General features: G+C 70.9%; 23 protein-coding genes. 11 read left to right on the forward strand and 12 right to left on the reverse strand.

The window, feature by feature from the left end:
• Window positions 1–11: 11 nt before the first annotated feature.
• Together cyoE and KAK06_RS14660 are read right to left on the reverse strand one after the other, a co-directional pair.
• Window positions 12–896: a heme o synthase gene (cyoE, locus tag KAK06_RS14655; RefSeq protein WP_210802858.1), complete on the reverse strand. Its 885-nt coding sequence runs from the start codon at window positions 894–896 to the stop codon at window positions 12–14.
• Between the two features lie 22 nt (window positions 897–918).
• A complete protein-coding gene (locus tag KAK06_RS14660) occupies window positions 919–1,572 on the reverse strand; it encodes a c-type cytochrome (protein ID WP_210802859.1) in 654 nt (217 codons plus the stop codon).
• A gap of 134 nt (window positions 1,573–1,706) precedes the next feature.
• Between KAK06_RS14660 and KAK06_RS14665 the strand changes: the two genes are divergently transcribed.
• Window positions 1,707–3,059 carry a cbb3-type cytochrome c oxidase subunit I gene (locus KAK06_RS14665; RefSeq protein ID WP_210802860.1) on the forward strand — a complete coding sequence of 451 codons (1,353 nt, stop codon included), beginning with the start codon at window positions 1,707–1,709 and terminating at the stop codon, window positions 3,057–3,059.
• Here KAK06_RS14665 and KAK06_RS14670 read toward each other — a convergent pair.
• From KAK06_RS14670 to KAK06_RS14690, 5 genes are all read right to left on the reverse strand, one after another.
• The gene (locus KAK06_RS14670; protein WP_210802861.1) at window positions 3,049–3,708 is read right to left on the reverse strand and encodes an SCO family protein; all 660 of its coding nucleotides are present in this window, start codon (window positions 3,706–3,708) and stop codon (window positions 3,049–3,051) included. The two genes, KAK06_RS14665 and KAK06_RS14670, sit on opposite strands and share 11 nt — an antisense overlap.
• Before the next feature lie 70 nt (window positions 3,709–3,778).
• Entirely contained in the window at window positions 3,779–5,350 is a 1,572-nt protein-coding gene (locus KAK06_RS14675; protein WP_210802862.1) for a cytochrome c oxidase subunit I, read from the reverse strand.
• 22 nt (window positions 5,351–5,372) lie between these two features.
• Window positions 5,373–6,140 carry a cytochrome c oxidase subunit II gene (locus KAK06_RS14680; RefSeq protein ID WP_210802863.1) on the reverse strand — a complete coding sequence of 256 codons (768 nt, stop codon included), beginning with the start codon at window positions 6,138–6,140 and terminating at the stop codon, window positions 5,373–5,375.
• Window positions 6,130–6,975 carry an SCO family protein gene (locus KAK06_RS14685; RefSeq protein ID WP_210802864.1) on the reverse strand — a complete coding sequence of 282 codons (846 nt, stop codon included), beginning with the start codon at window positions 6,973–6,975 and terminating at the stop codon, window positions 6,130–6,132. Before KAK06_RS14685 ends, KAK06_RS14680 begins: the two co-directional genes overlap by 11 nt.
• A 25-nt stretch (window positions 6,976–7,000) precedes the next feature.
• A complete protein-coding gene (locus tag KAK06_RS14690) occupies window positions 7,001–7,771 on the reverse strand; it encodes a cytochrome c oxidase subunit 3 (protein WP_210802865.1) in 771 nt (256 codons plus the stop codon).
• 274 nt (window positions 7,772–8,045) lie between these two features.
• On the opposite strand from KAK06_RS14690, the gene KAK06_RS14695 reads away from it, so the two are divergent.
• A complete protein-coding gene (locus KAK06_RS14695) occupies window positions 8,046–9,146 on the forward strand; it encodes a COX15/CtaA family protein (protein ID WP_210802866.1) in 1,101 nt (366 codons plus the stop codon).
• Between the two features lie 7 nt (window positions 9,147–9,153).
• On the opposite strand, the gene KAK06_RS14700 is transcribed toward KAK06_RS14695, so the two are convergent.
• Window positions 9,154–10,014 carry a methyltransferase domain-containing protein gene (locus tag KAK06_RS14700; RefSeq protein ID WP_210802867.1) on the reverse strand — a complete coding sequence of 287 codons (861 nt, stop codon included), beginning with the start codon at window positions 10,012–10,014 and terminating at the stop codon, window positions 9,154–9,156.
• Between the two features lie 22 nt (window positions 10,015–10,036).
• Between KAK06_RS14700 and KAK06_RS14705 the strand changes: the two genes are divergently transcribed.
• Window positions 10,037–10,738, forward strand: coding sequence for a ComF family protein (locus tag KAK06_RS14705; protein ID WP_210802868.1), 702 nt, complete (start codon window positions 10,037–10,039; stop codon window positions 10,736–10,738).
• Window positions 10,739–10,757: 19 nt separating this feature from the next.
• Window positions 10,758–11,225 (forward strand): tRNA (cytidine(34)-2'-O)-methyltransferase, encoded by a 468-nt coding sequence (locus KAK06_RS14710; protein WP_210802869.1) that lies wholly within the window; start codon window positions 10,758–10,760, stop codon window positions 11,223–11,225.
• A 5-nt stretch (window positions 11,226–11,230) separates the two neighbouring features.
• Here KAK06_RS14710 and KAK06_RS14715 read toward each other — a convergent pair whose 3' ends face one another.
• Window positions 11,231–14,416, reverse strand: a complete 3,186-nt coding sequence (locus KAK06_RS14715) for an ATP-binding protein (protein ID WP_210802870.1) — start codon at window positions 14,414–14,416, stop codon at window positions 11,231–11,233.
• A gap of 37 nt (window positions 14,417–14,453) precedes the next feature.
• Window positions 14,454–15,548 carry a redox-regulated ATPase YchF gene (gene ychF, locus KAK06_RS14720; protein WP_210802871.1) on the reverse strand — a complete coding sequence of 365 codons (1,095 nt, stop codon included), beginning with the start codon at window positions 15,546–15,548 and terminating at the stop codon, window positions 14,454–14,456.
• Window positions 15,549–15,628: 80 nt separating this feature from the next.
• On the opposite strand from ychF, the gene KAK06_RS14725 reads away from it, so the two are divergent.
• The 7 genes from KAK06_RS14725 to KAK06_RS14755 all read left to right on the forward strand — a co-directional run bounded on the left by KAK06_RS14725 (window position 15,629) and on the right by KAK06_RS14755 (window position 23,351).
• Entirely contained in the window at window positions 15,629–16,729 is a 1,101-nt protein-coding gene (locus KAK06_RS14725) for an FAD-dependent monooxygenase (RefSeq protein ID WP_210802872.1), read from the forward strand.
• A 22-nt stretch (window positions 16,730–16,751) separates the two neighbouring features.
• Window positions 16,752–17,486 (forward strand): DsbC family protein, encoded by a 735-nt coding sequence (locus tag KAK06_RS14730; RefSeq protein WP_210802873.1) that lies wholly within the window; start codon window positions 16,752–16,754, stop codon window positions 17,484–17,486.
• A 61-nt stretch (window positions 17,487–17,547) separates the two neighbouring features.
• Window positions 17,548–18,003 (forward strand): DUF3429 domain-containing protein, encoded by a 456-nt coding sequence (locus KAK06_RS14735; RefSeq protein WP_210802874.1) that lies wholly within the window; start codon window positions 17,548–17,550, stop codon window positions 18,001–18,003.
• A 19-nt stretch (window positions 18,004–18,022) separates the two neighbouring features.
• Window positions 18,023–19,759 (forward strand): M61 family metallopeptidase, encoded by a 1,737-nt coding sequence (locus tag KAK06_RS14740; protein ID WP_210802875.1) that lies wholly within the window; start codon window positions 18,023–18,025, stop codon window positions 19,757–19,759.
• Window positions 19,756–20,820 carry a DUF3108 domain-containing protein gene (locus KAK06_RS14745; protein WP_210802876.1) on the forward strand — a complete coding sequence of 355 codons (1,065 nt, stop codon included), beginning with the start codon at window positions 19,756–19,758 and terminating at the stop codon, window positions 20,818–20,820. The genes KAK06_RS14740 and KAK06_RS14745 overlap by 4 nt, the downstream gene beginning before the upstream one ends.
• A 74-nt stretch (window positions 20,821–20,894) precedes the next feature.
• Window positions 20,895–21,683, forward strand: a complete 789-nt coding sequence (locus KAK06_RS14750; protein ID WP_210802877.1) for an enoyl-CoA hydratase — start codon at window positions 20,895–20,897, stop codon at window positions 21,681–21,683.
• Window positions 21,684–23,351, forward strand: coding sequence for a tetratricopeptide repeat-containing sulfotransferase family protein (locus tag KAK06_RS14755; RefSeq protein WP_210802878.1), 1,668 nt, complete (start codon window positions 21,684–21,686; stop codon window positions 23,349–23,351).
• A gap of 1 nt (window position 23,352) precedes the next feature.
• On the opposite strand, the gene KAK06_RS14760 is transcribed toward KAK06_RS14755, so the two are convergent.
• Together KAK06_RS14760 and KAK06_RS14765 are read right to left on the reverse strand one after the other, a co-directional pair.
• Window positions 23,353–23,634, reverse strand: a complete 282-nt coding sequence (locus KAK06_RS14760) for a DUF427 domain-containing protein (protein ID WP_210802879.1) — start codon at window positions 23,632–23,634, stop codon at window positions 23,353–23,355.
• 26 nt (window positions 23,635–23,660) lie between these two features.
• Window positions 23,661–24,578, reverse strand: a complete 918-nt coding sequence (locus KAK06_RS14765) for a LysR family transcriptional regulator (RefSeq protein ID WP_210802880.1) — start codon at window positions 24,576–24,578, stop codon at window positions 23,661–23,663.
• Window positions 24,579–25,004 lie beyond the last annotated feature (426 nt).

Raw genomic sequence — 25,004 nt, forward strand, 5'->3', positions numbered from 1 at the left:
CCGCGCGTGCATCAGACCAGGTAGTGGTCGACCAGCAGCGCCGCGAACAGGGCAGCCAGGTAGAGGATCGAGAACTTGAAGGTGCCGCGCGCCCAGGCGTCGGAGTAGTGGGTCAGCAGCTTCACCGCACGGTACAGGAAGACGCCGCCCAGGCCCAGCGCGCACAACAGGTAGGGTAACCCATTCATGCCGATCACATAGGGCATCACCGTGACGACGATCAGGGCCAGCGTGTAGGCCACGATCGAGCGGCGGGTGTACAGCGAGCCGTGGGTGACCGGCAGCATCGGCAGGCCGGCGCGCTCATAGTCCTTGGTGCGGTACAGCGCCAGCGACCAGAAGTGCGGCGGCGTCCACATGAAAATGATCAGGAACAGCAGCCAGGCCTCGGCCGGCACCGTGCCGGTGACCGCCGACCAGCCCAGCACCGGCGGCATCGCCCCCGAGGCGCCACCGATCACGATGTTCTGCGGCGTGGCCGGCTTGAGCCACAGCGTGTAGATGAAGGCGTAGCCGACAAAGGTGCCGAAGGTCAGCCACATCGTCAGCGGATTGACGAAGTGGTGCAGCAGCAGCAGGCCGATGCCCCCCACCAGGAAGGCAAAGGTCACCGTCTGACGCGAGTTGACCGTGCCGGAGGGCAGCGGGCGGCCGCGCGTGCGGGCCATCTGCGCATCGATGTGCTGCTCGAGCAGGCAGTTGACCGCCGCGGCCGAGCCGGCCGTCAGCGCAATGCCCAGCGTGCCGAACAGCACCACCGACACCGGCGGCAGCCCCGGCGTGGCGAGGAACATGCCGATGACCGCGCAGAACACGATCAGCGAGACGACGCGGGGCTTGGCCAGCGCGAGGAACTGGCCAAAGGCCGGCTTGCGGCGAAGCGCCTGGGTGTTCATGCAGTGTCTCCGGGATCAGGCCTCAGCGGGCCAGTGAGGCGGCGTACTCGGACACCGCGGCAATGTCGGCGTCGGTCAGGCGCTCGGCGATGTTGCGCATCACCCGACCGATGTCGTTGTTGCGCTCGCCGCTCTTGTAGGCCGCCAGTTGCTTGGCCAGGTAGGCCGGGTGCTGGCCGCCGATCGCGGGTGCCAGTGTGGTGGGCGGCGACTTCATCAGGATGTCGCTCCAGTCGTTCTTGCCCTGACCGCCCGGCGAGTGGCAACCAACGCAGGCGGGCACGACATTGGGCCGGCCCTTGCCCTTGAGGTAGACCTTCTGGCCGGCGCCCAGCAGCTCGGCCTTGGCATTGGCCACCGCATTGACCTTCTGGGTCGAGAAGAAGGCGGCCAGATCCTCGATGTCCTGATCGGACAGCGGCGCGGCCATCGGGCTCATCTGCTCGTTCTTGCGGCGACCGTCCTTGAAGTCGTGCAGCTGCTTGACGATGTAGGGCTGCAGCTGGCCGGCGATCTTGGGCCACATGTCGGCGGGGCTGTTGCCATCCACACCGTGACAGCCCATGCAGACCGCGGCCTTGGTCTTGCCGGCCTCGGCGCTGCCTGCCGCCATCACGGGCGAGGTGGAGAGGACGGCCGCGGCAACGAGGGCCCCGTAGGTCAGACGAATGCGCATCGCGGATGACTCCTGGTTGGATGAAATTCTAGGAAGACGGCCCGCGCGCACACCATGCGCGCTTGCCCTGTGAGGGCCGCTGCGGCCCTGTGGTCTACTGCCCGGCCTGACGACTTCAAGCCCGATCCGATTCCATGAACGATGCCCGCTGGGCGCTGGATGCGCCCCCGCCTGCCGCCGCTTCCCTGGCCCGTGCCCAGCTTTGGCTGGGGGTGGCTGCTCTGATCGGCTCGGGCCTGCTGGCCGTGGTGCTGGTGCTGTCGCGCACGCCCGGCATCGCTGCGGTGTTTCCGCTGCGTGACATCTTTCGCGCCGCGCTGGTGGTGCACGTTGATCTGTCGGTGCTGATCTGGTTCATGGCCTTTGCGGCCCTGGCCTGGGCGCTGGTGACGCCGGCCCGCGCCATGGCGCTGGGCTGGGCCGGCTGGGGCCTGACGGCCCTGGGCACCGCGGGTCTGCTGGTCTCGCCCTTCCTGGAGGGCGCCACGCCGCTGCTGAACAACTACATCCCGGTGCTGGAGCAGCCAGTCTTCCTGGCCTCGCTGGGCGCCTGCGGTCTGGGTTTTGCGGTGGCCTGGCTGCGCGCCATGCTGTTCGCCCGGCCCGATGGCCAGGCGGCTGAGCCCGCGCGCGCGCTGGCCCTGGGCATCCGTCTGGCCGCTGCGGCCGGGGCACTCGCCTGGCTGACGCTCAGCTGGACACTGTGGCTGCTGCCCGCCGGGGAGGGGCAGGCCCACTACGAAAAGCTGTTCTGGGGTGCCGGCCATGCGCTGCAGTTCCAGCATGCACTGCTGGCTGCGGTGGCCTGGCTGTGGCTGGGCGCCTCTGTCACCGAGGTGCGCTGGCAGCCCGAGCGGGTGCGCCAGGCCTTCGCGCTGGCTGCGCTGCCGCTGCTCGCCGTGCCGGTGCTGCTGGTGCTGTGGCCGGTGGGCACCGGCGAGCAGATGGAGGGCTTCGCCCAGCTGATGCGCTGGGGCCATCTGCTGATGCTGCCCCTGGGGCTGATGGCGCTGTCGGTGCTGCCAGGCGTCTGGCGTGCACCGGCCAGTCCGCAGCGCTCGGCCTGGCTGGCCTCGCTGCTGTTGTTCGGCACCGGCGGCGTGCTGGCCTTTCTTATCCGCGGCGTCAATGTGGTGGTGCCCGCGCACTACCACGGCTCGATCGTCGGCGTGACGCTGGCCTTCATGGGCCTGGCCTACGCGCTGCTGCCCACGCTGGGCTTCCGGCCGGTGACGGCGCGCTTCGCGCACTGGCAGCCGCTGGTCTACGGCGGCGGCCAGCTGATGCATGTGCTGGGTCTGGCCTGGTCGGGCGGCTATGGTGTGCAGCGCAAGGTGGCCGGCACCGACCAGGTGCTGACCACCCTGGGCGAGCGCATCGGCATGGGCATGATGGGCCTGGGCGGCCTGATCGCGGTGATCGGCGGCGTCATGTTCGTGCTGGCCTGCCTGCAGTCGATGTGGCCTCATCGCAGCCTCAAGCCATGAGCCGACGAAGCGCCGATGCCACGGCATCGGCGTCGTGCGGCGGGGTGAAGACGGCCTTCAGGCGCGCCTGCGGATCGACCAGGAACAGCGACGCCGTGTGGTCCACCGTGTACTGGCCGCTGGCCGAGGGCGCATGGCGCTCGTAGACCACGCCGAGTGAGCGCACCAGCGCGGCGATCGAGGCGTCGCTGCCGGCAGCGCCCTCGAAGGCCGGATCGAAGGCCGGCACGTACTGCGCCAGCAGCTCGGCGGTGTCGCGCGCCGGATCCACTGAAATGAACAGCACGGAGGGCCGCGCAGCGGCAGGCAGCTGCTTCAGTGCCGTCGCCAGCATGCCCAGGCTGCCCGGGCAGACATCGGGGCACTGGGTGTAGCCGAAGAAGAGCACGCTCCAGTGGCCTTGCAGGCTGCTCAGGTCGCGGGCGCCGCCGGGCGCCATCACCTGGAAGGCGGGCAGGGCTGTTGGGGTGTCGAACACCTGCACCCCGTGCAGGTCAGCCGCAGGCGCCACCCCCGCGGCCGCCTCAGGCGCCTGGGCCGCAGACCGCTTCAGCGAGGACCAGACCAGCGCAGCGCCGAGCGCGGCCAGCGCGCCGCCAATCAGCAGCGCGCGCCGGGCCAGGGGCGGGGCAGGGTGGGTCACAGACATGCCGCAGGGCTGGATGGAGACAGGGGCAGCGCGGGGCTGCCCCTGGTGTCACGACGGGGCAGGAAGGTCCTCAGGACTTGGCGTAGTCGTACGGCGTCCAGTCGTCATGCACGCTCGGCGGCGACGGCCAGTTGCCGTGCGGCGGCGGCGAGACGGTGGTCCACTCCAGCGACTTGGAACCCCAGGGGTTGTCGCCGGCCGGTGCGCCCTTCATGGCGCCGATGATCCAGTTCAGCACCGCGATCAGGAAGCCCACGCCCAGGATCAGCGCGCCGATGGTCATCATCTGGTGCGCACCCTCGAACTGCGGGAAGTGCTGGTAGTCGTAGTAGCGGCGCGGCATGCCCTTGACGCCCACGGTCATCATCAGCCAGAAGACGATGTTGACGCCGACGAAGGTCAGCCAGAAGCCCAGCTTGCCCCAGAACTCGTTGTACATCCGGCCCGTCATCTTCGGGAACCAGTAGTACACGCCACCGAAGATCGCAAAGGTGCCGGCCACCGCCATCACGTAGTGGAAGTGGCCCACCACGTAGTAGGTTTCACCCAGGTGCAGGGTCAGCGAGGTCAGCGCCAGCGGAATGCCGGTCAGGCCGCCGATCAGGAACAGGAACAGCACGCCCAGCGCGTAGAGCATCGGGGTCTCGAAGGTGATCGAGCCCTTGTACAGCGTGCCGGCCAGCGAGATCACCAGCAGGCCCACCGGCACCGAGATCATCAGCGTCGTCACCATCTGGCCGATGCGGATCCAGTCGGCCATGCCCGACACATACAGGTGGTGCACCCACACCGTGCCCGACAGGATCACGATGCCGCCGATGCCGCCCCACAGCGCGACCTTCAGGTTGAAGATGCGGTTGCGGGCAAAGGTGGCGATGATCTCGAACACCACGCCGAAGAAGGGCATGAAGATCACGTACACCGCCGGGTGCGAGTAAAACCAGAACAGGTTCTGATACGTCAGCACGTCACCGCCGGCGGCAGCGTCGAAGAAGTGGGTGCCCAGGTACTTGTCAAAGCTGAGCAAGGTGACCGCGGTGCCCAGCACCGGCACGAAGATCAGCTGCAGCACGAACGCGCCCAGCGTGCACCACACGAAGATGTTCAGGTTGCTCCACTTCAGGCCCGGGGCGCGCATGTAGGCCACCGTGGTCAGGAAGTTCACGCCACCGATGATCGAGGCAAAGCCCAGGATCAGCACCGTGAAGGTGTAGAGCGCGGTGTTGCCGGTGGTGATGGTGGAGTAAGGCGGGTAGCCGGTCCACATGACATCGGGCGGATCCGGCACCACGAAGGTCAGCAGCGCCAGGAAGATGCCCACGTAGAACAGCCATACCGACAGCGCATTGACGCGCGGGAAGGCCACATCCTTTGCCCCGATCATCAGCGGGATGCAGTAGTTGGCGAAGAAGCCGGTGAGCGCCGGGATCTGGAAGCCCAGGATCATCACCGCGCCATGGGTGTACAGCCAGACGTTGTACTGCGTCGGGTTGTTGGTGATGGTCGGGCCCAGCTGCGACAGCTCGATGCGCATCATCAGCGCCGCGAAGCCGGCCACCCCAAAGGCGGCGATCGATCCGATCAGGTAGAGGATGCCGACCCGCTTGTGGTCGGTGGTGAAGAGCCATTCCTTCAAGTTCACGTTCGTGACTCCTTGTTATGCGTCAGGCCGGCTTGTTGGTGGCGGACAGCTTGGCAGCCTCCGCATCCATCCAGGCCTTGTATTCAGCTTCGGGCAGCACGACGATCTTGCCGGCCATGTAGCCGTGCATCACGCCGCAGTATTCGGCGCAGGTCACCACGTGCTCGCCAGGCGCCTTGGGGTAGAACCACAGGTAGGTGATGCGCCCGGGCATCGAGTCTTCCTTGACCCGGAAGTCGGGGATGAAGTGGCTGTGCAGCGTGTCACGGCTGGTCATGCGCAGCATCACCGGCTTGCCGGCCGGCACGCGCAGAATGTTCTGCGCCTGCACGCCGTTGGGGTAGGTGTAGTCCCAGCTGTACATGCCCGACTCCAGCTTGACCTCCAGGCGGTCGGCCGGCACGTCGCGGTAGTCGTTCCAGAGCTTCCAGCCATTGGCGGCCAGGAACAGGTCGTCCGACAGGAAGACGAAGATCGGGATCACCGCCCAGCCGACCATGGCGGCGGAACTGAGCTTCGGCGCCGAGCCCACATCGCCGGCCTTCTTCTGGCGGTACTTGATCAGGAACCAGGCCATGACCAGCGCGAAGGCGACGCCGATCACGGTGATGTCGATCAGGACCTCGTGCCACAGCTTGTCGTAACCGGCGGCGGGGTCGTTGATCACGCCGGGCGCGGCCGTCTTGGCCTCGTAGGCCAGTGCCGGCAGCGTCATCAGCAGCCCGCCGGCGGCAAGCAGCAGAGGCCGCAGCGCCAGGCGCCGGGACGGTTGGTGGGTCTCAATGTGCATGCACAGGTCTCCTGGCGGGTTTTCTTCGGTAAGCCCACAGGCCCAGGCCCATCGACCCAAGCCCGAAAAGCAGTGCCGCCACGCCGGTGAGCAGGGCGTAGTTCGGCTGGTAGCGCCCTTCGGCGTAGTTGAAACTGAAGCAGGCGCCGGTGACCATGTCGAAGATGGCGTCCTTGGACTCGCTGATGCGGCCCCAGTCGGCGTCGATCAGGGCCAGCTGCAGGTTCTGCGGATCCATGGCGGTGCCGTACAGGTAGCGCGCCACACGGCCATCGGGCGTCAGGAAGACCAGCACATTCGGGTGCAGGAAGGTCTTGTCGACGCGCGACCAGAAGAAGTTGAAGCCCACCTGCTTCGCGAAGCGCTGCGGCGCGTCGGCGGTGGTGTCAGCCAGCACGGCGAAGCGCCAGCCGCGCTCGGCGCCAGGGACTTCGGACTGCAGCTGGCGAATGAACTCGGCCGCGCGCTGCGGCGTGTCCTGGCGGTCGAACGAGACCGTCAGCACCTGGTAGTCCTTGCCCGGCTGGAAGCGCGTGACGCCAGGCAGGGCGCGGGCCAGGTTGCGGTTGATCGTCGGACAGGTGCCGTCGCAGCCGAAGTAGGACAGCACCAGGATCGTCGGCTTGCCCAGCAGCTCACCGAAGGTGAAGGGCTTGCCGTGCTCGTCAAGCAAGGGGACCGCGCGGTCCAGCCGGTTGCCCAGGTGGGCCTGCTCGTCGATGCGGGTGACGGCCGGGTCGATCTTGGTGCGCTCGGGATCGGGCGCGCGCCCACCCGCCAGCGACACACCGGTCACCAGCGCCAGCACCCAGGCGGCCAGCCGTCGCACTGCCATGATCGTCTTCAGCCCGTGGTCCGCGTCACCAGAAGTAGATCTGCGAGACGACGAAGAACCAGATGATGTCCACGAAGTGCCAGTACAGGCCGGCGGTGCGCAGAAAACCCAGATCGGCATCGCCGCGCATCAGCGAGGGCATGCCGGCCAGGAAGATCGACAGGCCGACGATCACGTGGCCGCCATGGAAGCCGGTGATCGAGAAGAAGGCCGTGCTGAAGATGTTGGTGCCCGGCACGAAGCCGCCGTGGATCAGGTGGTTCCACTCCCAGGCCGACATGCCCAGGAAGGTGGCGCCCAGCACCACCGTGATCAGCACCCAGGTGCGGGCACCCGCCTGGTTGCCGTCATGCAGCAGCGCTTCGGCGTGGTGGATCGTGAACGACGAGGCCACCAGCACGCCGGTCATCAGCAGCGGCAGCGTGGTGTCGATGTGGGGCGTGTTCTCGGGCGGCCAGCTGGCGGCGTTCAGGCGCGCGAACCAGTACATCGCGAAAAAGGAGACGAAGATCATCGCCTCGGCCAGGATGAACCAGCCCATCGCGCCGTAGGACAGGCCTTCACCGTGGCCCATGGCTTCGGCCGTCCAGCCGACGATGCCGGCCAGCACCAGCACCACACCAATGCCCAGCGAGATCGCGGCCAGCAGGCCGCTGTGGTAGACGAAATGGAAGCTGAAGGCGACCGCCAGCGCAAAGATGCCCATGCTGGCGAGGAAGGGGTAGACGCTCCACTCCCAGTGGCCGCCATGGTGCTCGTCATGGTGCGCGTGGGCGGCGCTGACGTCGTGCGACATGCTGTCTCCTGTGCTGCGCCAGCGCTGCGGCGCTGGTCGGTGGGTCGGGTCGGTTCGGTCCCGGGCGGATTGCGAAAGATCAATCCGCCCCTCTCCCTCGCATGCTAACGGCCTGGGCGGTGCCTGACAAATCGCAATCGCCTAGCATTTCTCCCGATGAAAACCCGGCCGGAAGCGCCGCTCACCCGGGTGACAATCCGCCGCCGCCGCCAGCGAGCGTCAGTTCTTCGGGTAAACCTGAGGGCGTTTCGTGGGAACGGCGCCACACCTGAGCATGCTGCCCGACCACTCCGCCGCCGCCCTGTTCCGACTCGCCGCCGTGGGCTTGGCCGCGGCCGGCCTGCCGCTGCTGTGGTGGCTGCTGCGCACCCGCGGCGCCGACCCGCAGCGGCGCCTGGCCGCGCTGACGCTGCTGACGCTGTTTCTGACCTTTGACCTGATCGTCTTCGGTGTCTTCACCCGCCTGACCGACTCCGGCCTGGGCTGTCCCGATTGGCCCGGCTGCTACGGTGTGGCCAGCCCGATCGGTGCCGGCGCCCACATCGCCGCCGCCGAGGCCGCGCAGCCCAGCGGCCCGGTGACGCTGACCAAGGCCTGGATCGAGATGCTGCACCGCTACCTGGCCATGGCCGTGGGCCTGCTGATCCTGATCGGCGCGGTGGCCAGCTGGCGCCACAGGCGCGTGCTGCCGCATGCGTGGGGCTGGAGCGCCGCCACGCTGGTGTGGGTGATCGTGCAGGGCCTGTTTGGCAAGTACACAGTGACCTTGAAGCTCTACCCGGCGATCGTCACACTGCACCTGCTGGGGGCGATGCTGCTGCTGGCGCTGCTGGTCGTGCAGCAGGCCTCATTCGCGCGCCAGGCAGCGCCGCCGCTGCCACGACTGGCACCCAGGGTGCTGGGCGCCGCGCTGGCGGTGCTGACGCTGCAGATTGCCCTGGGCGGTTGGGTGAGCACCAACTATGCCGTGCTGGCCTGCCAGGACTTCCCTGGCTGCAACGGCGATGGCTGGCCGGCGATGGCCTGGACGCAGGGCTTCACGCTGCTGCGCGAGCTGGGCCATGCGGCGGACGGCTCGATCCTGCCCTTCGAGGCGCTGGTGGCCATCCACTGGACACACCGGCTGTTTGCGCTGATGGCCGCGCTGGCCGTGGGTACCGCGGCGGCGCTGCTGTGGCGCACGCCCGGCTGGCGACGCCTGGGTGGCTGGCTGGCAGCGCTGCTGTTGCTGCAACTGCTGACCGGCCTGAGCAATGTGGTGCTGCGCTGGCCGCTGCTGGGCGCGCTGGCGCATTCGGCCGGCGCCGCGGCGATGGTGGGACTGCTGGTGGCGGCGATCGCGCGGCGGCGGTTCAGCGCGGCGTCCGCCGCCTGACGAGGGCTCAGCGCGGCATCCCCCGCCGGAGCATCGCGCTCATTTCGTCGAGGCCGACGCGGGTTTCGGCGCTGACCGCCGGGCCGCGGTCGGGGCCGCGGATGGCGTGGCCATAGACCAGCTCGAAGCGCAGCGCGATCCGGCCCTGGGCATCGGCGCGCTCGGCCAGGCGCGCCAGCAGCGCACGGCGCCAGGCCGGCGTGCGCAGGCCCGGCATCCGCTGAGGGTCGGCGTTGGCGCCCAGCCCATGCAGCTCATCCAGCAGCGCCTGCGGCGACGACCAGGTCAGCGTCAGCGTCTCCTGATCCATCACCGGGCCCTCGTAGCCGGCGGCCACCAGCATGTCGCCCAGGTCGTGCATGTCGACCAGCGGCGCCATCGGCGAGCCCCAGCCCGCCTGGGCATAGAGCTGGCGCAGCTCCTCCAGTGTGCCGGGGCCCAGGGTGCTGAACATCAGTGCGCCCTCGGGCGCCAGGCGCTGGCGCCAGCGGGCCAGCAGCGCAGGCGGATCGGCCGCCCAGTGCAGTTGCATCACCGACCACAGCAGCTGCGCCTGGCCATCGGCCAGCGGGGTGGGCGCCGGGCCCAGCAGGCGCTGCCACCAGCGGCCGCCGGCCGCGGGCGCGCCGGGACGATCGATCTGGGCGCCGGGGCAGGCCTCGGACAGGATCGAGGCCGGTCCGCCCGCGCTGCCGGACAGGTCCAGCACCCGCTGCGGCGGCTGGCGAAACACCACCAGGCGCTCGGCCAGGCGGCGGGCCGATTCGGCATGCAGCCAGGGCGCGGCGCTGGCCTGCTGCTGGCGCTCCTGCACGCGCTGCGCGGCCCGGGCGTCCAGCGCACGGGAGGCGGCGTGGGAGTCACTCATGGCGCGGCAGTATATTGAGCCCATGCCGCTGCGCGCTGCCCTGGGGACATGGCTTCCGGCCTGGCGACCTGTGCCGCCGCAGGTCTGCGCCGTCTGTGGCGACTGGGCCCGTGGCCCGGCCTGTTCCAACTGCCTGGCGCGCTTCGCTGCGCCGCGCCCGCGCTGCCGGCGCTGCGCGCTGCCCCTGATGGCAGGCCAGGCGCTGTGCGGACGCTGCCTGCTGGCGCCGCCGCCCTTTGCGCGGGCGGTGGCAGCGCTGGACTATGGCTTCCCCTGGGATCGGCTGGTGCTGCGCTGGAAGCAGTCGGGCGAGCTGGCGCTGACCGGCCTGTTCGCGCCACTGATGCGCCATGCGCTGGCCGACGAGGCCCCGGTGGATGCCGTGCTGCCCATGCCCGCCTCGCCCGGGCGCCTGCGCGAGCGCGGCTACGACCACGCGCTGCTGCTGGCGCGCGCGGTGGACGCACGCGCCGACGGCACGCTGCTGCGCCGCTGGCGCGACACCCCGCACCAGACCGGCCTGGACCGCGCCGCCCGCCAGGCCAATCTGCGCGGCGCCTTCATGCTGGCGCCGGGCCGGCGCGCCGCGGTGCAGGGCCGCCACCTGGCCCTGGTCGACGACGTGATGACCACCGGCGCCAGCGTCACCGAGGCCAGCCAGGTGCTGCTGCAGGCCGGCGCGGCGTCGGTCAGCCTGTGGCTGCTGGCGCGCACCCCGGAGTGAGCGGCCCGACAATCGGGCCATGTTCCGCATCGTCCTGGTCCACCCCGAGATCCCGCCCAACACCGGCAACGTCATCCGCCTGGCGGCCAACACCGGCTGCGCGCTGCACCTGATCGAGCCGCTGGGTTTTTCCATGGACGACAAGCTGCTGCGCCGTGCCGGCCTGGACTACCACGAGTACGCACCGGTGCGCCGGCATGCCGACTGGGACGCCTTCGCCGCCGCCGAGCAGCCCGACCCGGCGCGCTGCTTTGCCTTCACCACCCGCGGCAGCCGGCCGCTGGGCGAGATCGCCTGGCAGGCTGGTGACGTGCTGGTCTTTGGCGCCGAAAGCGCCGGCCTGCCGGCCGATCTGCGCGAACGCTTTGCCCCGGCGCAGCGGGTGCGCCTGCCGATGCGCCCCGGCCAGCGCAGTCTGAACCTGAGCAATGCGGTGGCGGTGGCGGTGTTCGACGCCTGGCGCGCGCTGGGCTACGCCGGCAGCTGAAGGCCTCAGATCAGCTCGTCGACCAGCGCCAGCAGCCGCGCGATGTCCACCGGCTTGGTCACGTAGCCACGCACGCCGGCCACCTGGGCGCCGGCCATGCGCTCCTGGGTGGCGTCGGCAGACACGGCCAGCACCGGCACCTCGGCCAGGCGCGGGTCGGCGCGCCAGTGGGCCAGCACCTCCAGGCCATCCATGTCGGGCAAGTGCATGTCCAGCAGCAGCAGATCGGGCACCCGGGCGCGCGCCGCGGCCAGGCCCTCGGTGCCGGTGGCGGCCACTTCCAGGCTCAGCCACGGCCGCTGCGCCAGCACGCCGCGCATCACCTCGGCATTGGTCTCGTTGTCCTCGATGTAGAGCACATGGGCTGGCGCCCGGGCTGGCACCGGCGCGCCGGCTGCGGCGGGTGCGTCATCCGGGCCATGGTCGGCGCTGGCGGACGGCAGCCACAGACGGAAGACCGAGCCCTGGCCCGGTGTGCTACGCGCCTGCAACTGGCCGCCCATGGCCTCGGCCAGGCGCAGGCTGATCACCAGGCCCAGGCCGGTGCCCTCCACGCCAGAATGCTCGCGGCCCAGGCGGTTGAAGGGCTCGAACAGGTGGGCCAGTTGCTCGGCGCTGAGGCCTTCACCTTCGTCGGCCACCTCGATGCACACGCCATCGCCCTCGTCGGCCACGCTGCAGCGCACCGTGCCACCCTCGCGGTTGTACTTGGCGGCATTGCTCAGCAGGTTGGTCAGGATCTGCCGCAGGCGCAGCGGATCGACCCAGACCGGCCGGGTGCTGCTGCTGCGCACCGGCTCGAAGACCAGGCGGCGCGGCGCAGCGGTGGGCGCCAGCATCGTCAGGCACTCCTGCAGCAGCACCGCCGGATCCACCGTCTGCGGGCTCAGCCGCATCTCGCCGGACTCGATGCGCGCCAGGTCCATCATTTCGTTGATCAGGCCCAGCAGGTGCCAGCCGGCCTGCTGCACCTGGTCGTTCCATTCGCGCTGGCGCGGCGTCAGCGCCGGCGCGCGCTCCAGGCCCAGCAACTGGCCGAAGCCCAGGATGGCGTTGAGCGGCGTGCGCAGCTCATGGCTGATGCGCGACAGGAACTCGCTCTTGGCGCGGCTGGCGGCCTCGGCGCTTTCGCGGGCGCGCTCGGCCTGGGCCAGGCGCAGGTGCTCGGTGACGTCCTCGATCACGCCCACCACATGGTTGGGCCGGCCTTCCGTGTCGCGCAGCAGGCCCAGCGTGACCTGCACTTCCAGCGGTGCGGCGCCCTCACGCTGCAGCTGTCGCCGGGCCTGCCACACGCCCCGGGTGTCGGCCAGCAGGGCCAGCAGCGCCCGGTCATGGCCTTCGGGACCGGGCAGCAGGCGGGCCAGGCTCAGGCGGGCCAGGGCGTCGGCCGCGCCGTCCGGCGGCAGGCCCAGCATCGTGCGCAGGCGCGGGTTGGCCTCGCGCAGCCGCCCTTCCAGGTCGGCGTAGACCACGCCGGTGGGAATGTTGTCGACGATGGCGCGCCAGCGGGCCTCGCTCTCGCGCAGCCGCTCCTCGGCGCGTCGGCGCTCCTGCACTTCGTGGCGCAGGTCGCTGGTGCGCTCGGCCACCGCGTCCTCGACCCGGCGCTGGCGGCCGGTGATCGACAGCAGCAGCATGCCCAGCAGGCCGGCAAACAACAGGCCGCCCACGCCGAACAGTCCAGTCAGCCAGGGCGCGTCGTCCGGCACCTGGCTGGGCGCGGCGCTGAGCATCAGCTCCCAGCTGCGGCCGCCGAAGCTGGACACGCGGCGGTAGCTCAGGTGGCCGGCGGGCAGGTCGGCGGTGCAATCCGGCGCGCCGGCCAGCAGCGCCCGCGGCCCCTGGCCGTCGCGGTCGATCAGGCAGGCCTTCAGGTAGGGCGGGGCGGTGGCCATGATGCGCGCCAGCGTCTCGCCGGTGCGCAGCGTCACGAAGGCCACGCCTTCCAGTTGCGCACGGGGCCCGCTGCCCAGCGCCTGCCCGGGCGGGCGCATCACGGCGCGGTAGACCACCACGCCGGTCTCGTCGCCCTGCGCCTGGGTCAGGCGAAAGCCCTCACTGGCGCGCGCCTGCTGGTCGGCCAGCGCGCGGCCGATGGCCTGCCGCACCGCCGGGATGGACAGCTGGTTGACGCCCAGCGCCACCTGGTTCGGGCCCAGCGGGGTGATGCGGCGCATGGCCACCACGTCCTCGTCGTCGGCGGTCAGGCTGGGTGGCGCGTCGGCGCGGTTGAACACCCGCCAGGCCCGGCCGTCGTGGGCGGCGATGCGGGCCTGCGTCTCGGCCAGATCTGCCCGCATCAACCGTTCGCCGAAACCCAGCGCCACCAGGTACGGCGATTCCTGCAGCCAGGCCTGGGCGGCGAGGTCGAACTCGGCCACGGTGACGTCGTCAGAGGCCAGGTACAGCCCGTGCATCGCCTCCAACGCATGCAGCGGTGTGCGCAGCCCCCAGTCGAAGACGTCGGCGGTGCGGGTGGCGTCACGCTCGAAGGCGCTGCGCAGGCGCTGGGCGTCGCCGCGACCGACCAGCAGTGTGGTGGTGGCCACCGCGGCCACCAGCGCCAGCATCGGCAGCGCCACGGTCAGGCGGCGTGAGCGCCACAGGTGCGCTGGCTGGCCGACCAGCGTCAGCGCGATCGGCGTGCCCAGCAGCACGCCCAGGGCGTCACCGGTCCACCAGGACAGCCAGGTGCTGGCCAGGGCATCGCGCCCCACCGCACCGGTGGCGCCCAGCACCGCCACCGCCACGCTGGCGCTGACCATGCAAGCCAGCACGCCGGCCAGCAGGAACAGCATCAGCACGTCGCGCGGCTCGGACAGGTCGCGCGGTGCCGGCAGGCGCCGGCGCACCAGGCGGGCGCCCAGTTCCGCCTGGGCCGCAGCGCCCAGCGCGATCAGGCCACCGCTCATCAGGCTGACCCAGTCGGTCTGGCCGCGCGCACCGCCCAGCAGGGTGTTGACGGCGAAGGCGCCCAGCAGGCTGCCGACCCAGCCCGCCCGTCCCCAGGTGAGCGTGGCCACCAGCGCGATGCCGGCCGACGGGTACAGCGGCGCGGCGAACGATGGCGGCGCGGCCAGCCACAGCGCCAGCGCCGCCGTGACCGCATAGGCCAGCGCCGTGAGCAGCGCCACGCCGGCCTGGCGGGCCAGGGCGCTGAGGGCGGTCTCGGCGCGGCCAGAGCTCATCGCGGGTCGCAGGCAGGCGCGCGGGCCGGGCGCGGGTTCAGACGTTGAACAGGAAGTTCATCACATCGCCGTCCTTGACGACATACTCCTTGCCCTCGGCGCGCATCCTGCCGGCGTCCTTGGCGCCCTGCTCGCCCTTGAACTGGATGAAGTCCTCGAAAGCAATGGTCTGGGCGCGGATGAAGCCGCGCTCGAAGTCGCCATGGATCACGCCGGCGGCCTGTGGCGCGGTGTCGCCGATGTGGATCGTCCAGGCGCGCACCTCCTTGACCCCGGCGGTGAAGTAGGTCTGCAGGCCCAGCAGCTTGAAGGCGGCGCGGATCAGGCGGTTCAGGCCCGGCTCGTCCTGGCCCATCTCGGCCAGGAACATGGCGCGGTCCTCGTCGTCCATCTCGGCCAGCTCGCTCTCGGTCTTGGCGCAGATGGCCACCACCTCGCCCTTCTGGGCGGCGGCGTACTCGCGCAGGCGGTCGAGGAAGGGGTTGTTCTCGAAGCCGGTCTCGGCCACATTGCCGACGAACATCGCCGGCTTGGCGGTGATCAGGCACAGCGGCTTGAGGATGACCAGCTCTTCCTTGCTGAAGTCGACCGTGCGCACCGGCTGGGCCTCATCCAGCGCGGCGCGGCATTTCTCTAGCACCTTGACCAGGGCCGCGGCCTCCTTGTCGTTGCCGCTCTTGGCCGCCTTGGTGTAGCGCTGCAGGCTCTTCTCGACGGTGCTGAGGTCGGCCAGGCACAGCTCGGTCTGGATGACCTCGATGTCGGCGATCGGGTCGACCTTGCCGGCCACGTGGATGACGTTTTCGTCCTCGAAGCAGCGCACCACGTTGACGATCGCGTCGGTCTCGCGGATGTGGCTGAGGAACTGGTTGCCCAGGCCCTCGCCCTTGCTGGCGCCCGCCACCAGGCCGGCGATGTCGACGAACTCGACGATGGCCGGCAGCACGCGCTCGGGCTTCACGATCTCGGCCAGCGCATCCAGGCGCGGATCCGGCACCTCGACCACGCCGACATTGGGTTCGATCGTGCAGAAGGGGTAGTTCTCGGCGGCGATGCCGGCCTTCGTCAGGGCATTGAACAGGGTGGACTTGCCGACGTTGGGCAGGCCGACGATGCCGCACTTGAGGCTCATGGGGATTCCTGGGGTTTTGGGGGGCGCTGGAGGTATCCAGGCATAACCCGCCATTTTAAGGCGGTGCCTACAATGCCGGCATGGTTTCGCCCGACGTTCGCATCCTCGGCACCGGCATCGTCAGCCGAGCCGCCGCGTTGGCACTGGCGCACGATGGGCTGTCGGTGGCGGTGCAGCGCCGTGCCGCGCCGGCCGTGGCCGACCTGCGCGCCTATGCGCTGAATGCTGCGTCGGTGGCCTTGCTGGCGCGCCTGCGGGTGTGGGACAGCCTGCCGGCCGATGCCCGCACGCCGGTGCAGGACATGCGCGTGCAGGGCGACCAGGGCGCTGAGATCGGCTTTTCGGCCTGGCAGCAGGGTGTGGGCGCGCTGGCCTGGATCGTCGATGCGGCCGCGCTGGAAGACACGCTGGAGGCCGCGCTGCGCTTTGCGCCGCGCATCAGCGCACAGGATGAGCCCGCCGCCGCGGCGCTGACCGTGATCGCCGAGGGCAAGGCCTCGGCCGCCCGCGAAGCCCTGGGCGTGCGTTTCCAGCGCCACGGTTATGGCCACCACGCGCTGGCCGCCCGTCTGCTCAGCGACCGGCCGCACCAGGGCCTGGCGCGCCAGTGGTTCCGCTCGCCCGATGTGCTGGCCCTGCTGCCGCTGGACCGGCCGCAGCCGGGCTGCAGCTACGCGCTGGTCTGGTCGCAGCCTGAGGCCTCTGCCCGCCACTGGCGCGAGGCCGCGGCCGCCGAGCTCGAGGCCGCGCTGGCCGAGGCCACCGGCGGCGCCGCCGGCGCGCTGCAACTGGCCAGCGAACGCGCCACCTGGCCGCTGTCGCTGGGACACGCCAGCGCCACCACCGGCCCCGGCTGGGTGCTGCTGGGCGATGCGGCCCACGTGGTACATCCGCTGGCTGGCCAGGGTCTGAACCTGGGCCTGGCCGATGTGGCCTCGTTGGCCGAGGTGCTGGCTGCGCGCGAGTCCTGGCGGGCGCTGGGCGACGCGGCGCTGCTGCGCCGCCATGCGCGCCGCCGCAGCGGCCCCAACCACCTGATGGCCGGCACCACCGACGGCCTGTGGCAACTCTTTGGCCACCCGCACCCGCTGTTGCGGGAACTTCGCCACCACGGATTGACTCTGGTTGACAGGCTGCCGCCGCTCAAGCGCTGGCTCGTCGACCGCGCACTCGGCGCCTGATACCGCGCCAGAAGGACCCCTGATGACCCGCACCACCTCCCCGATCCGCTCGATCGGTCTGACCGCGCTGATGGCCCTGGCCACGCTGGCCCAGGCCGACGAGGCCACCATCCGCAAGACCCTGGCCGAGCGCATGCCCAACCTGCCGCCGATCGACGAGGTCAGCCGCACGCCGATGGGCGGCCTGTGGGAGGTGCGCCTGGGCACCGATGTGCTCTACACAGACGATGGCGGCAACTTCCTGATCGAAGGCAGCCTGTTCGACACCAAGACCCGCACCGACATCACCAAGGCCCGCATCGACAAGCTCACCGCGATCGACTTCGCCAGCCTGCCACTGAAGGACGCGATGGTCCAGAAGCAGGGCACGGGTGCGCGCAAGCTGGTGGTCTTCGCCGACCCGAATTGCGGCTATTGCAAGCGCCTGGAGCGTGACCTGCTGAAGGTGAAGGACGTCACCATCTACACCTTCCTCTACCCGGTGCTGGGCCCCGACAGCACGGCCAAGACCAAGGACATCTGGTGCTCCAAGGATGCCCAGAAGACCTGGCGCGCCTGGATGATCGACGGCGTCACGCCGCCCAAGTCGGCCGGCGAATGCGACACCGCCGCCATCGACCGCAACAGCGCCATGGGCCGCAAGTACCGCGTCCAGGGCACGCCGGCCATCGTCTTCGAGGACGGCTCGCGCTCGCCGGGCGCCATGCCGTCCAACCTGATCGAAAAGCGCCTGGCCGACCTGCAGAAAAAGGGCTGATGCCGCGGGCGGTAACGCCTGATCCGGCAAGGGCGGCGCGGCGCAGCGACAATCGCCCGCCATGAACGCTCCCACCCGTGCCCTGGCGCTGCATGAGCCGCCCGCCGATGCGGCCCGCCTGTCCTACCTGGGGCTGCTGCCCTTCGTCCTGGGCGCCGCCCTGCTGTGGCTGATCGACAGCCCCGAGCCGCACGCCTTCGTCGCGCTGGCCCTGGCCGCCTACGGCGCCACCGTGCTGGCCTTCCTGGGCGGCGTGCACTGGGGCCTGACGATGAACGCCCACGGCGAGCCGCCCGCGGCCCGGCGCTGGGCCGTGGTGCCGCCGCTGGTCGGCACGCTGGCGGTGGTCATGCCCGCTTTTTCCGGCCTGCCGCTGGTGGGCATGATGCTGGTGGTGTGCTACCTGGTGGACCGCCGTCTCTATCCCCAGGCCCAGTTGGCCCACTGGCTGACGCTGCGTTTTCGGCTGACCGTGGTGGCCGCGCTGTGCTGCTTCCTGGCGGCGGCCGCCACCTGACCCCGAGGACCCGCGCCCGATGGCCCGCATCGCCTACCGCATCGAGCTGCCCGAGCCGGGCAGCCACCGCTACCGCGTCACGCTGACCGTGCCGCAGCCCGCCGCCCAGCAGGTGCTGGCGCTGCCGGTGTGGATCCCGGGCAGCTACATGCTGCGCGAGTTCGCCCGCCACCTCAGCCGCCTGGAGGCCCGCCAGGGCGGGCAAGCGCGCACGCTGCGCCAGCTCGACAAGACCCGTTGGGTGGCCGAGTGCAGTGGCCGAGCGGCCCTGGTGCTGAGCTACGAGGTCTACGCCTTTGATCCCTCGGTGCGCACCGCCTGGCTGGACGACGCGCGCGGCTTCTTCAACCCGACCAGCCTGTGCCTGCAGGCGGTCGGCCGCGAGGCCGAGGCCCATGAGCTGCAGATCGGCCGCCTGCCCGCCGGCTGGGACGTGGCCACCGCGATGACGCCGCTGGCCGGCCGCCGCCAGACCTGGGTCTGCGCCGATTACGACGAGCTGGCCGACCACCCGGTCGAGCTGGGCCCGTTCTGGCGCGGCCAGTTCGAGGTGGCCGGTGTGGTGCACGAGTTCATCGTCGCCGGCGCCTGGCCGGGTTTTGACGGCGAGCGCCTGCTGGCCGACACGCGCCGCCTGTGCGCCGCGCAGATCGCGTTCTGGCATGGTCGGCGCAAGCCGCCCTTCCAGCGCTACGTGTTCCTGCTGTGGGCCGTGGAAGACGGCTACGGCGGCCTGGAGCACCGCGCCAGCACCGCGTTGATTGCCAACCGCCGCGACCTGCCACGCCAGGGCCAGACCGCCAGCACCGACGGCTATGTCACGCTGCTGGGCCTGATCAGCCACGAGTACTTCCACACCTGGAACGTCAAGCGCCTGAAGCCGCGCGAGTTCCTGCGCTACGACTACCAGCGCGAGAACTACACCGAGCTGCTGTGGTTCTTCGAAGGCTTCACCTCCTACTACGACGACCTGTTCCTGCAGCGCACCGGCCTGATCGACGCGCCGCGCTATCTGAAGCTGCTCTCGCGTGTCATCAACGGCGTGCGCGCCACGCCGGGCCGGCGCGTGCAGAGTGTGGCCGAGGCCAGCTTCGACGCCTGGAACAAGTACTACCGGCCCGACGAAAACACGCCCAACGCCACCGTCAGCTACTACACCAAGGGCTCGCTGATCGCGCTGCTGCTGGACCTGCGCCTGCGCGCTGGCGGGCAGTCCCTGGACGCGCTGATGCGCCTGCTGTGGACGCGTCATGCCAGCACCGGTCTGACGCAGGAGGCGGTGTTCGCGGCGGTCAGCGAGCTGGGCAGCGCCGAGCTGGCGCGCGAGCTGGCCCACTGGGTGCACGGCCGCGACGAGCTGCCGCTGGAGGCTGCCCTGACCGCCAGCGGCGTGCTGGTGGGCCAGGAGGGCAGTGGCTGGGCGGCGTCGCTGGGCCTGAAGCTCAGCGAAGGCCCCGTCACCGGCTGCCTGGTCAAGCAGGTGCTGGAGGGCAGCGCCGCCGCGCGCGCCGGGCTGTCGGCCGGCGATGAGCTGCTGGCGGTCGATGGCTGGCGCATCCGCCGTCTGGAAGACGCCCAGGCCTGGGTGCGCGAGGGCCAGGTCTTCGAGCTGACGCTGGTGCGCCAGCAGCGCCTGCGCACGCTGCGCGTGCAACCGGGCGGCGATGCCGGTTTCACCCGTGCCTGGACACTGGCGCTGCGCAGCGGGCCGGCCGCCGCCGCGGCTGCGCTGCGCCAGGGCTGGCTGGGCGCGTGACGACCTGGGCGCTGCGGTTCGGCAGCGGCGGCCGTCGGCTGGCGCTGGTGGCCCTCACCGTGCTGGTGTCCCTTGTTCACCTGGGCGCCGGCCAATGGGTCTCGGCCAGCCTGGAGCAGCACCGCGACCCACCACCCGCGGCGATCGATGTGCGCTTCATCCAGGAGATGGCGCTGACCGAGCCCCCGCCGCCCGCGCCGCCGCCGCCCCCGCGTCGCCCGCGTCCCCAACCGGTGGTGGCGGCCCAGGCCGCTGCCAGTGCGGTGGCTGAAGCCGCCTCGGCGCCCGAACCGCCGCCGGTGGCCCAGGCCCCGCCCGATCCGCTGGACGACGCCGCCAGCGCGGTGGCCGAGGCGCCTTCGCCCGCCGCCTCGGCGCCGCCGCCTTTCGCCTGGCCGCCGTCGACCCAGCTGCTCTACGCGCTGGAGGGCTCATACCGCGGCCCGATCGTCGGCGAGGCCCAGGTCGACTGGCTGCGCGAGGGCGAGCGCTACCAGGTGCGCCTGGAGGTGCGCGTGCCGCCGCTGTTCAAGCGCCGCATGCTCAGCGACGGCCTGCTGGGCGAGCAGGGCCTGGCGCCGCAGCGCTTCGACCAGGAGACCGAGGTGGCGATGTCGGCCACCCGGCGCGAGACGGTGCGCCTGGACCAGGACATGGTGCAGCTGGCCAACGGCCGGGCCGAGGCCCGGCCGCCCGGCGTGCAGGACGTGGCCAGCCAGTTCGTGCAGATGACCTGGTTGTTCCTGACCCGGCCTGAGCTGGCGCAGACCGGTGCCACGGTCGAGCTGCCGCTGGCCCTGCCGCGCCGCTTGGGCCGCTGGACCTACCAGGTGCAGGAGCGCGGCCCGATCGATCTGCCGTTCGGCCAGATCGACGCGGTGCATGTGGTGCCGCAGCGCGAGAACGCCAAGCCGGGCGAGCTGACCGTGGAGCTGTGGGTGGCGCCGGGCCTGCTGTACCTGCCGGTGCGCATCGTCATCCGCCAGGACGTCGACAACTACCTCGACCTGCGCCTGAAGACGGCGCCACGCATCGCCGAGCTGGCCGCGCCTGGGTCCTGAACGCCACTATCATCGGTTCATCCCCCCGACGAAACCGCCGCCTCCACCGCGGGGGCGGCCCGCAGGAGACTTCCATGGCCTATGAATGCATCCTCACCGAGGTGCGCGGCGACGGCGCGCTCAAGACCGGCGTCATCACCCTCAACCGCCCCAAGCAGCTCAATGCGTTGAACGACCAGCTGATGGACGAGCTGGGCGAGGCCCTGCTGGCCTTCGACGCCGATGACGCCGTCGGCTGCATCATCCTCACCGGCAACGACAAGGCCTTTGCCGCCGGCGCCGACATCTCGCTGATGGCTGGCTACAGCCACATGGATGCCTTCAAGAAGGGCCACATCTCGCGCAACTGGGAGACCATCCGCCAGGTCCGCAAGCCGGTGATCGCCGCGGTGGGCGGCTTTGCGCTGGGCGGCGGCTGCGAGCTGGCGATGATGTGCGACGTGCTGATCGCCGCCGACAGCGCCAAATTTGGCCAGCCCGAGATCAAGCTGGGCATCGTGCCCGGTGCCGGCGGCACGCAGCGCCTGCCGCGCGCCATCGGCAAGGCCAAGGCCATGGAGATGCTGCTCACCGGCCGCATGATGGGCGCCGACGAGGCCGAGCGCAGCGGCCTGGTCTCGCGCGTGGTGCCGGCCGCCAGCCTGCTCGATGAGGCCCTGGTCACCGCGGGCCAGATCAATGCCATGGGCCAGCCCAGCGTCATGATGATCAAGGAGCTGGTCAACGAGGCCTTCGAGAGCGGTCTGTCCACCGGCGTGCGTTACGAGCGCCGCCTGTTCCACGCGCTGTTCGGCACCGAGGACCAGCGCGAGGGCATGGGGGCCTTCCTCGAGAAGCGCCCCGCCCGTTTCACCCACCGCTGAGTGGCCCGGCCGCCCGCCCAGCCCGCGCCGGCCGCGCCCGATCCGCTGGCCGCCGCGCGCGCCCAACTGGCGCGTCAATGCCCACCGCCCGCCGCCCTGCGCCCGCAGGCCCAGGCGCTGCGCGACGGCAAGCACCTGCTGGCCGATCTGGAGCTGCGCCAGCATCTGGCTGACCATCCCGACGACGCCGACGCCTGGTGGCTGGCCGCCCAGGCCAGCGAGCGCCTGGACCGCGCGCCCCAGGCCATGGACCAGCTGCGACGCTGCCTGGCGCTGGCGCCGCAGCACGATGCCGCGCGCTTCCGGCTGGTCGAGCTGTTGCTGCGCGACGAGGAACTGGCCGCCGCGAGCGCGCAACTGGATCAACTGCTGAGCCAGCAGCCCGCGCAGCCGCTGTTCCTGCACCACCAGGCCAATGTGCTGGAGCGCCTGGGCCAGGGCGAGCAGGTGCTGCCCTTGGTTGAACGCCTGCTGGCCACCGCGCCCAGGCAGCCGGCCTTCCAGGTGCGCCTGGGCCATGCGCTGCGCGTGGCCGGCCGCCACGCCGACTGCGTGGCCGCCTACCGCGCCGCGCTGCGCCTGCAGCCCGACTGCGGCGCTGCCTGGGCCGCGCTGGCCAACCTGAAGACGCACCGTTTCGACGACGCTGACCTGGCCACGCTGCGCCAGTGGCTGGGCCGCCGCAGCCTGCCCGAGGCCGAGCGCCCGGCGCTGCAGTTCGCGCTGGCCCGCGCGCTGGAGCTGCGCGCCGAGTATGCCGAGTCCTTCCAGCTCTACCACCAGGCCAACCTCAGCCTGCGCGCGCGCATCCGCTACGACGCCGCCGCGCTGCAGGCCATGATCGATGCCCAGATCCAGGGTCTGGACGGGGCCTTCTTCGCCCGCAGCGCGGGGCAGGGCGACCCATCACCCGAGCCGATCTTCATCGTCGGCCGCCCGCGCTCGGGCTCCACGCTGGTCGAGCAGATGCTGGCCAGCCACCCCGCGGTGGAAGGCACCTCCGAGCTGACCTATGTGGGCCACCTGGCGCGCGTGCTGGCCGAGCGGCGCCAGGGCGAGCTGGGGCCCGCCCATGTGGCCGCGCTGCTGCGCCAGCCGCCCCAGGCCTGGCGCCCGCTGGGCCAGGACTACCTGCGCCGCGCCAGCGCACATCGCCACAGCGGCCGCCCGCGCTTCATCGACAAGCGGCCCGCCAATGTGCTGCACCTGGGCCTGATCCGCGCCATGCTGCCGCAGGCCGCGATCATCGATGTGCGCCGCCATCCGGTGGCCAACGCCTGGTCGATGTACAGCGCCTACGGCCGCGGCGCGCTGTCGCTGCAGGAGCTGGGCCACTACGCCCGCCACTACCTGCGTCTGGTCGATCATGTGCAGCGCCTGCAGCCGGGCCGTGTGCTGACGCTGCACTACGAGGCCTTGGTGCAGTCGCCCGAGCCGGTGCTGCGCGGCCTGCTGGACCACCTGGGCCTGCCCTGGGACAGCGCCTGCCTGCGCTTCCACGAGAACACCCGCCAGGTGCTCACGCCCAGCTCCGAGCAGGTGCGCCGGCCGCTGGACACCCAGGCCCTGGACCACTGGCGCCACTTTGAGCCCTGGCTGGGGCCGCTGGTGGAGGCGCTGGGCGATGCAGCCGGCTACCGGCTGCCGGCCAGCGGCCTGAGCGCCTGAATCACTCCACCACCTTCACGTCCTTCCAGAAGGCGATGCGGCCCTGGATCTCGGCCGCGGCATCCTTGGGCGCGCGGTAGGTCCAGGCGGCGTCGGGTAGCGCGTCGCCGTCGACGAACACGGTGTAGTAGCTGGCCTCGCCCTTCCAACTGCACATGGTGCGGGTGTTGCTGGGCAGCAGGTACTGCGGGTTCACGGCCGATTCGGGGAAGTAGTGGTTGCCTTCGACCAGCACGGTGTCGTCGCTCTCGGCGATGACGGTGTTCTTCCAGAGGGCGCGCATCGGGGTCTCCTTGAGGGTGGAATGAGTCAGCCCGGCAGCGAGCGGGCGGCGGTGCCCTGGGGCAAGGCCTTGACCAGCTCGCCGATCAGGCGGCTGGCCTGGCGCATCAGCGGCGTAGGGCGCTTGTGGGCCGAGCTGGCCAGGCACAGCACGCTGATCAGCGGCGGCTCGGTGATCGGCCGCACGGCCAGCTCGTCGCCGCGGCCGGAGGCGGCTACTGCGCTGGCGGTGAGCACTGCATGGCCGTGGCCGGCGGCGACCAGATCCACGATGGCGGCGATGCTGGACACCTCCCAGCGCACCTGTAGCGTCAGTCCGGCCAGCGTGGCCTGGCTGTCCAGTTGGCGGCGGATCACATGCTGGCGCTCGGGCAGCACCAGTGGCAGCGGCGCCAGGTCCTTGAACGGCAGCGGGCCACGCCCGGCATCGCGTGCGCGCTGCACCAGGCACAGGCGCTCTTCCAGCAGCGGCTTGAATTCCAGGCCGGGCTGGGTCTCGGGGTTGTGTACCAGGCCCAGGTCCACGCGGCCGGTGCTGATCCACTCGGCCACATGGCTGGACAGACCCTCCACCAGCGCCAGCCGCGCCTTGGGCAACTGGCGCTCGAAGGCCTCGATCAGCGGCAGTGTGAGCTGGCGGCCGATGCTGGGCGGCACGCCAATCGTCACATGTCCCACCGGCTCGTCGCGGCTGGCGCCCATGTCGGCCCGCGCCTGCGCCACCTGCTGCAGGATCTCGGTGGCATGGCCGAACAGCCGCCGACCGGCATCGGTCAGCACCACGCCACGGCCGTTGCGCAGCAGCAGCGTCTCTCGCAGGTCGATCTCCAGCGCCCGCACCTGGCGGCTCAAGGCCGGCTGGGCAATGTCCAGCACCACCGCCGCCTTGCTGAAGCTGCCCAGCTCGGCCACGCTGACGAAGTACTCCAGCTGCTTGAGGTTCATGCGGGCGATTATCAACGCGCTACACCCACCGTGCCGCCAAGGGCTGGGCAGGCGGCAGGGCCGGCCATTGGAGGGCGCCGAGGAGCGCAGGACTGCAGGGCAAATCCTTCTGACTTGGCCCACACTGTCTGAGCGCAGCGAACCGCAGGTGAGCGTAGCGAGTTTGGGGGCCGCCCTGCAGGCCGAGCACCGCAGGGAAGTCGGCGCAGCCGACCGCCCTCGCTGGCCGGCGCTGCCTGCCTGCCCAGCCCTTGGCTCGCTCCGACCGTTGCAAGGGTCTTACTGCAGAGGTTGGCGCACAGCCAAGGCCTGAGCGGCCTGGGTCTGTCGTCGCAGACGGTGGCGGTCGGCTGCGCCGACTCCCCTCGGGTGCTCGCCACCCCGGGGTGGTCGCCAAACTCCCTGCGCTCGCCTGCGGCTCGCTGC

This window comes from Ideonella aquatica (genome assembly GCF_018069755.1).
Classification (GTDB): Bacteria; Pseudomonadota; Gammaproteobacteria; order Burkholderiales; family Burkholderiaceae_C; genus Ideonella; species Ideonella aquatica.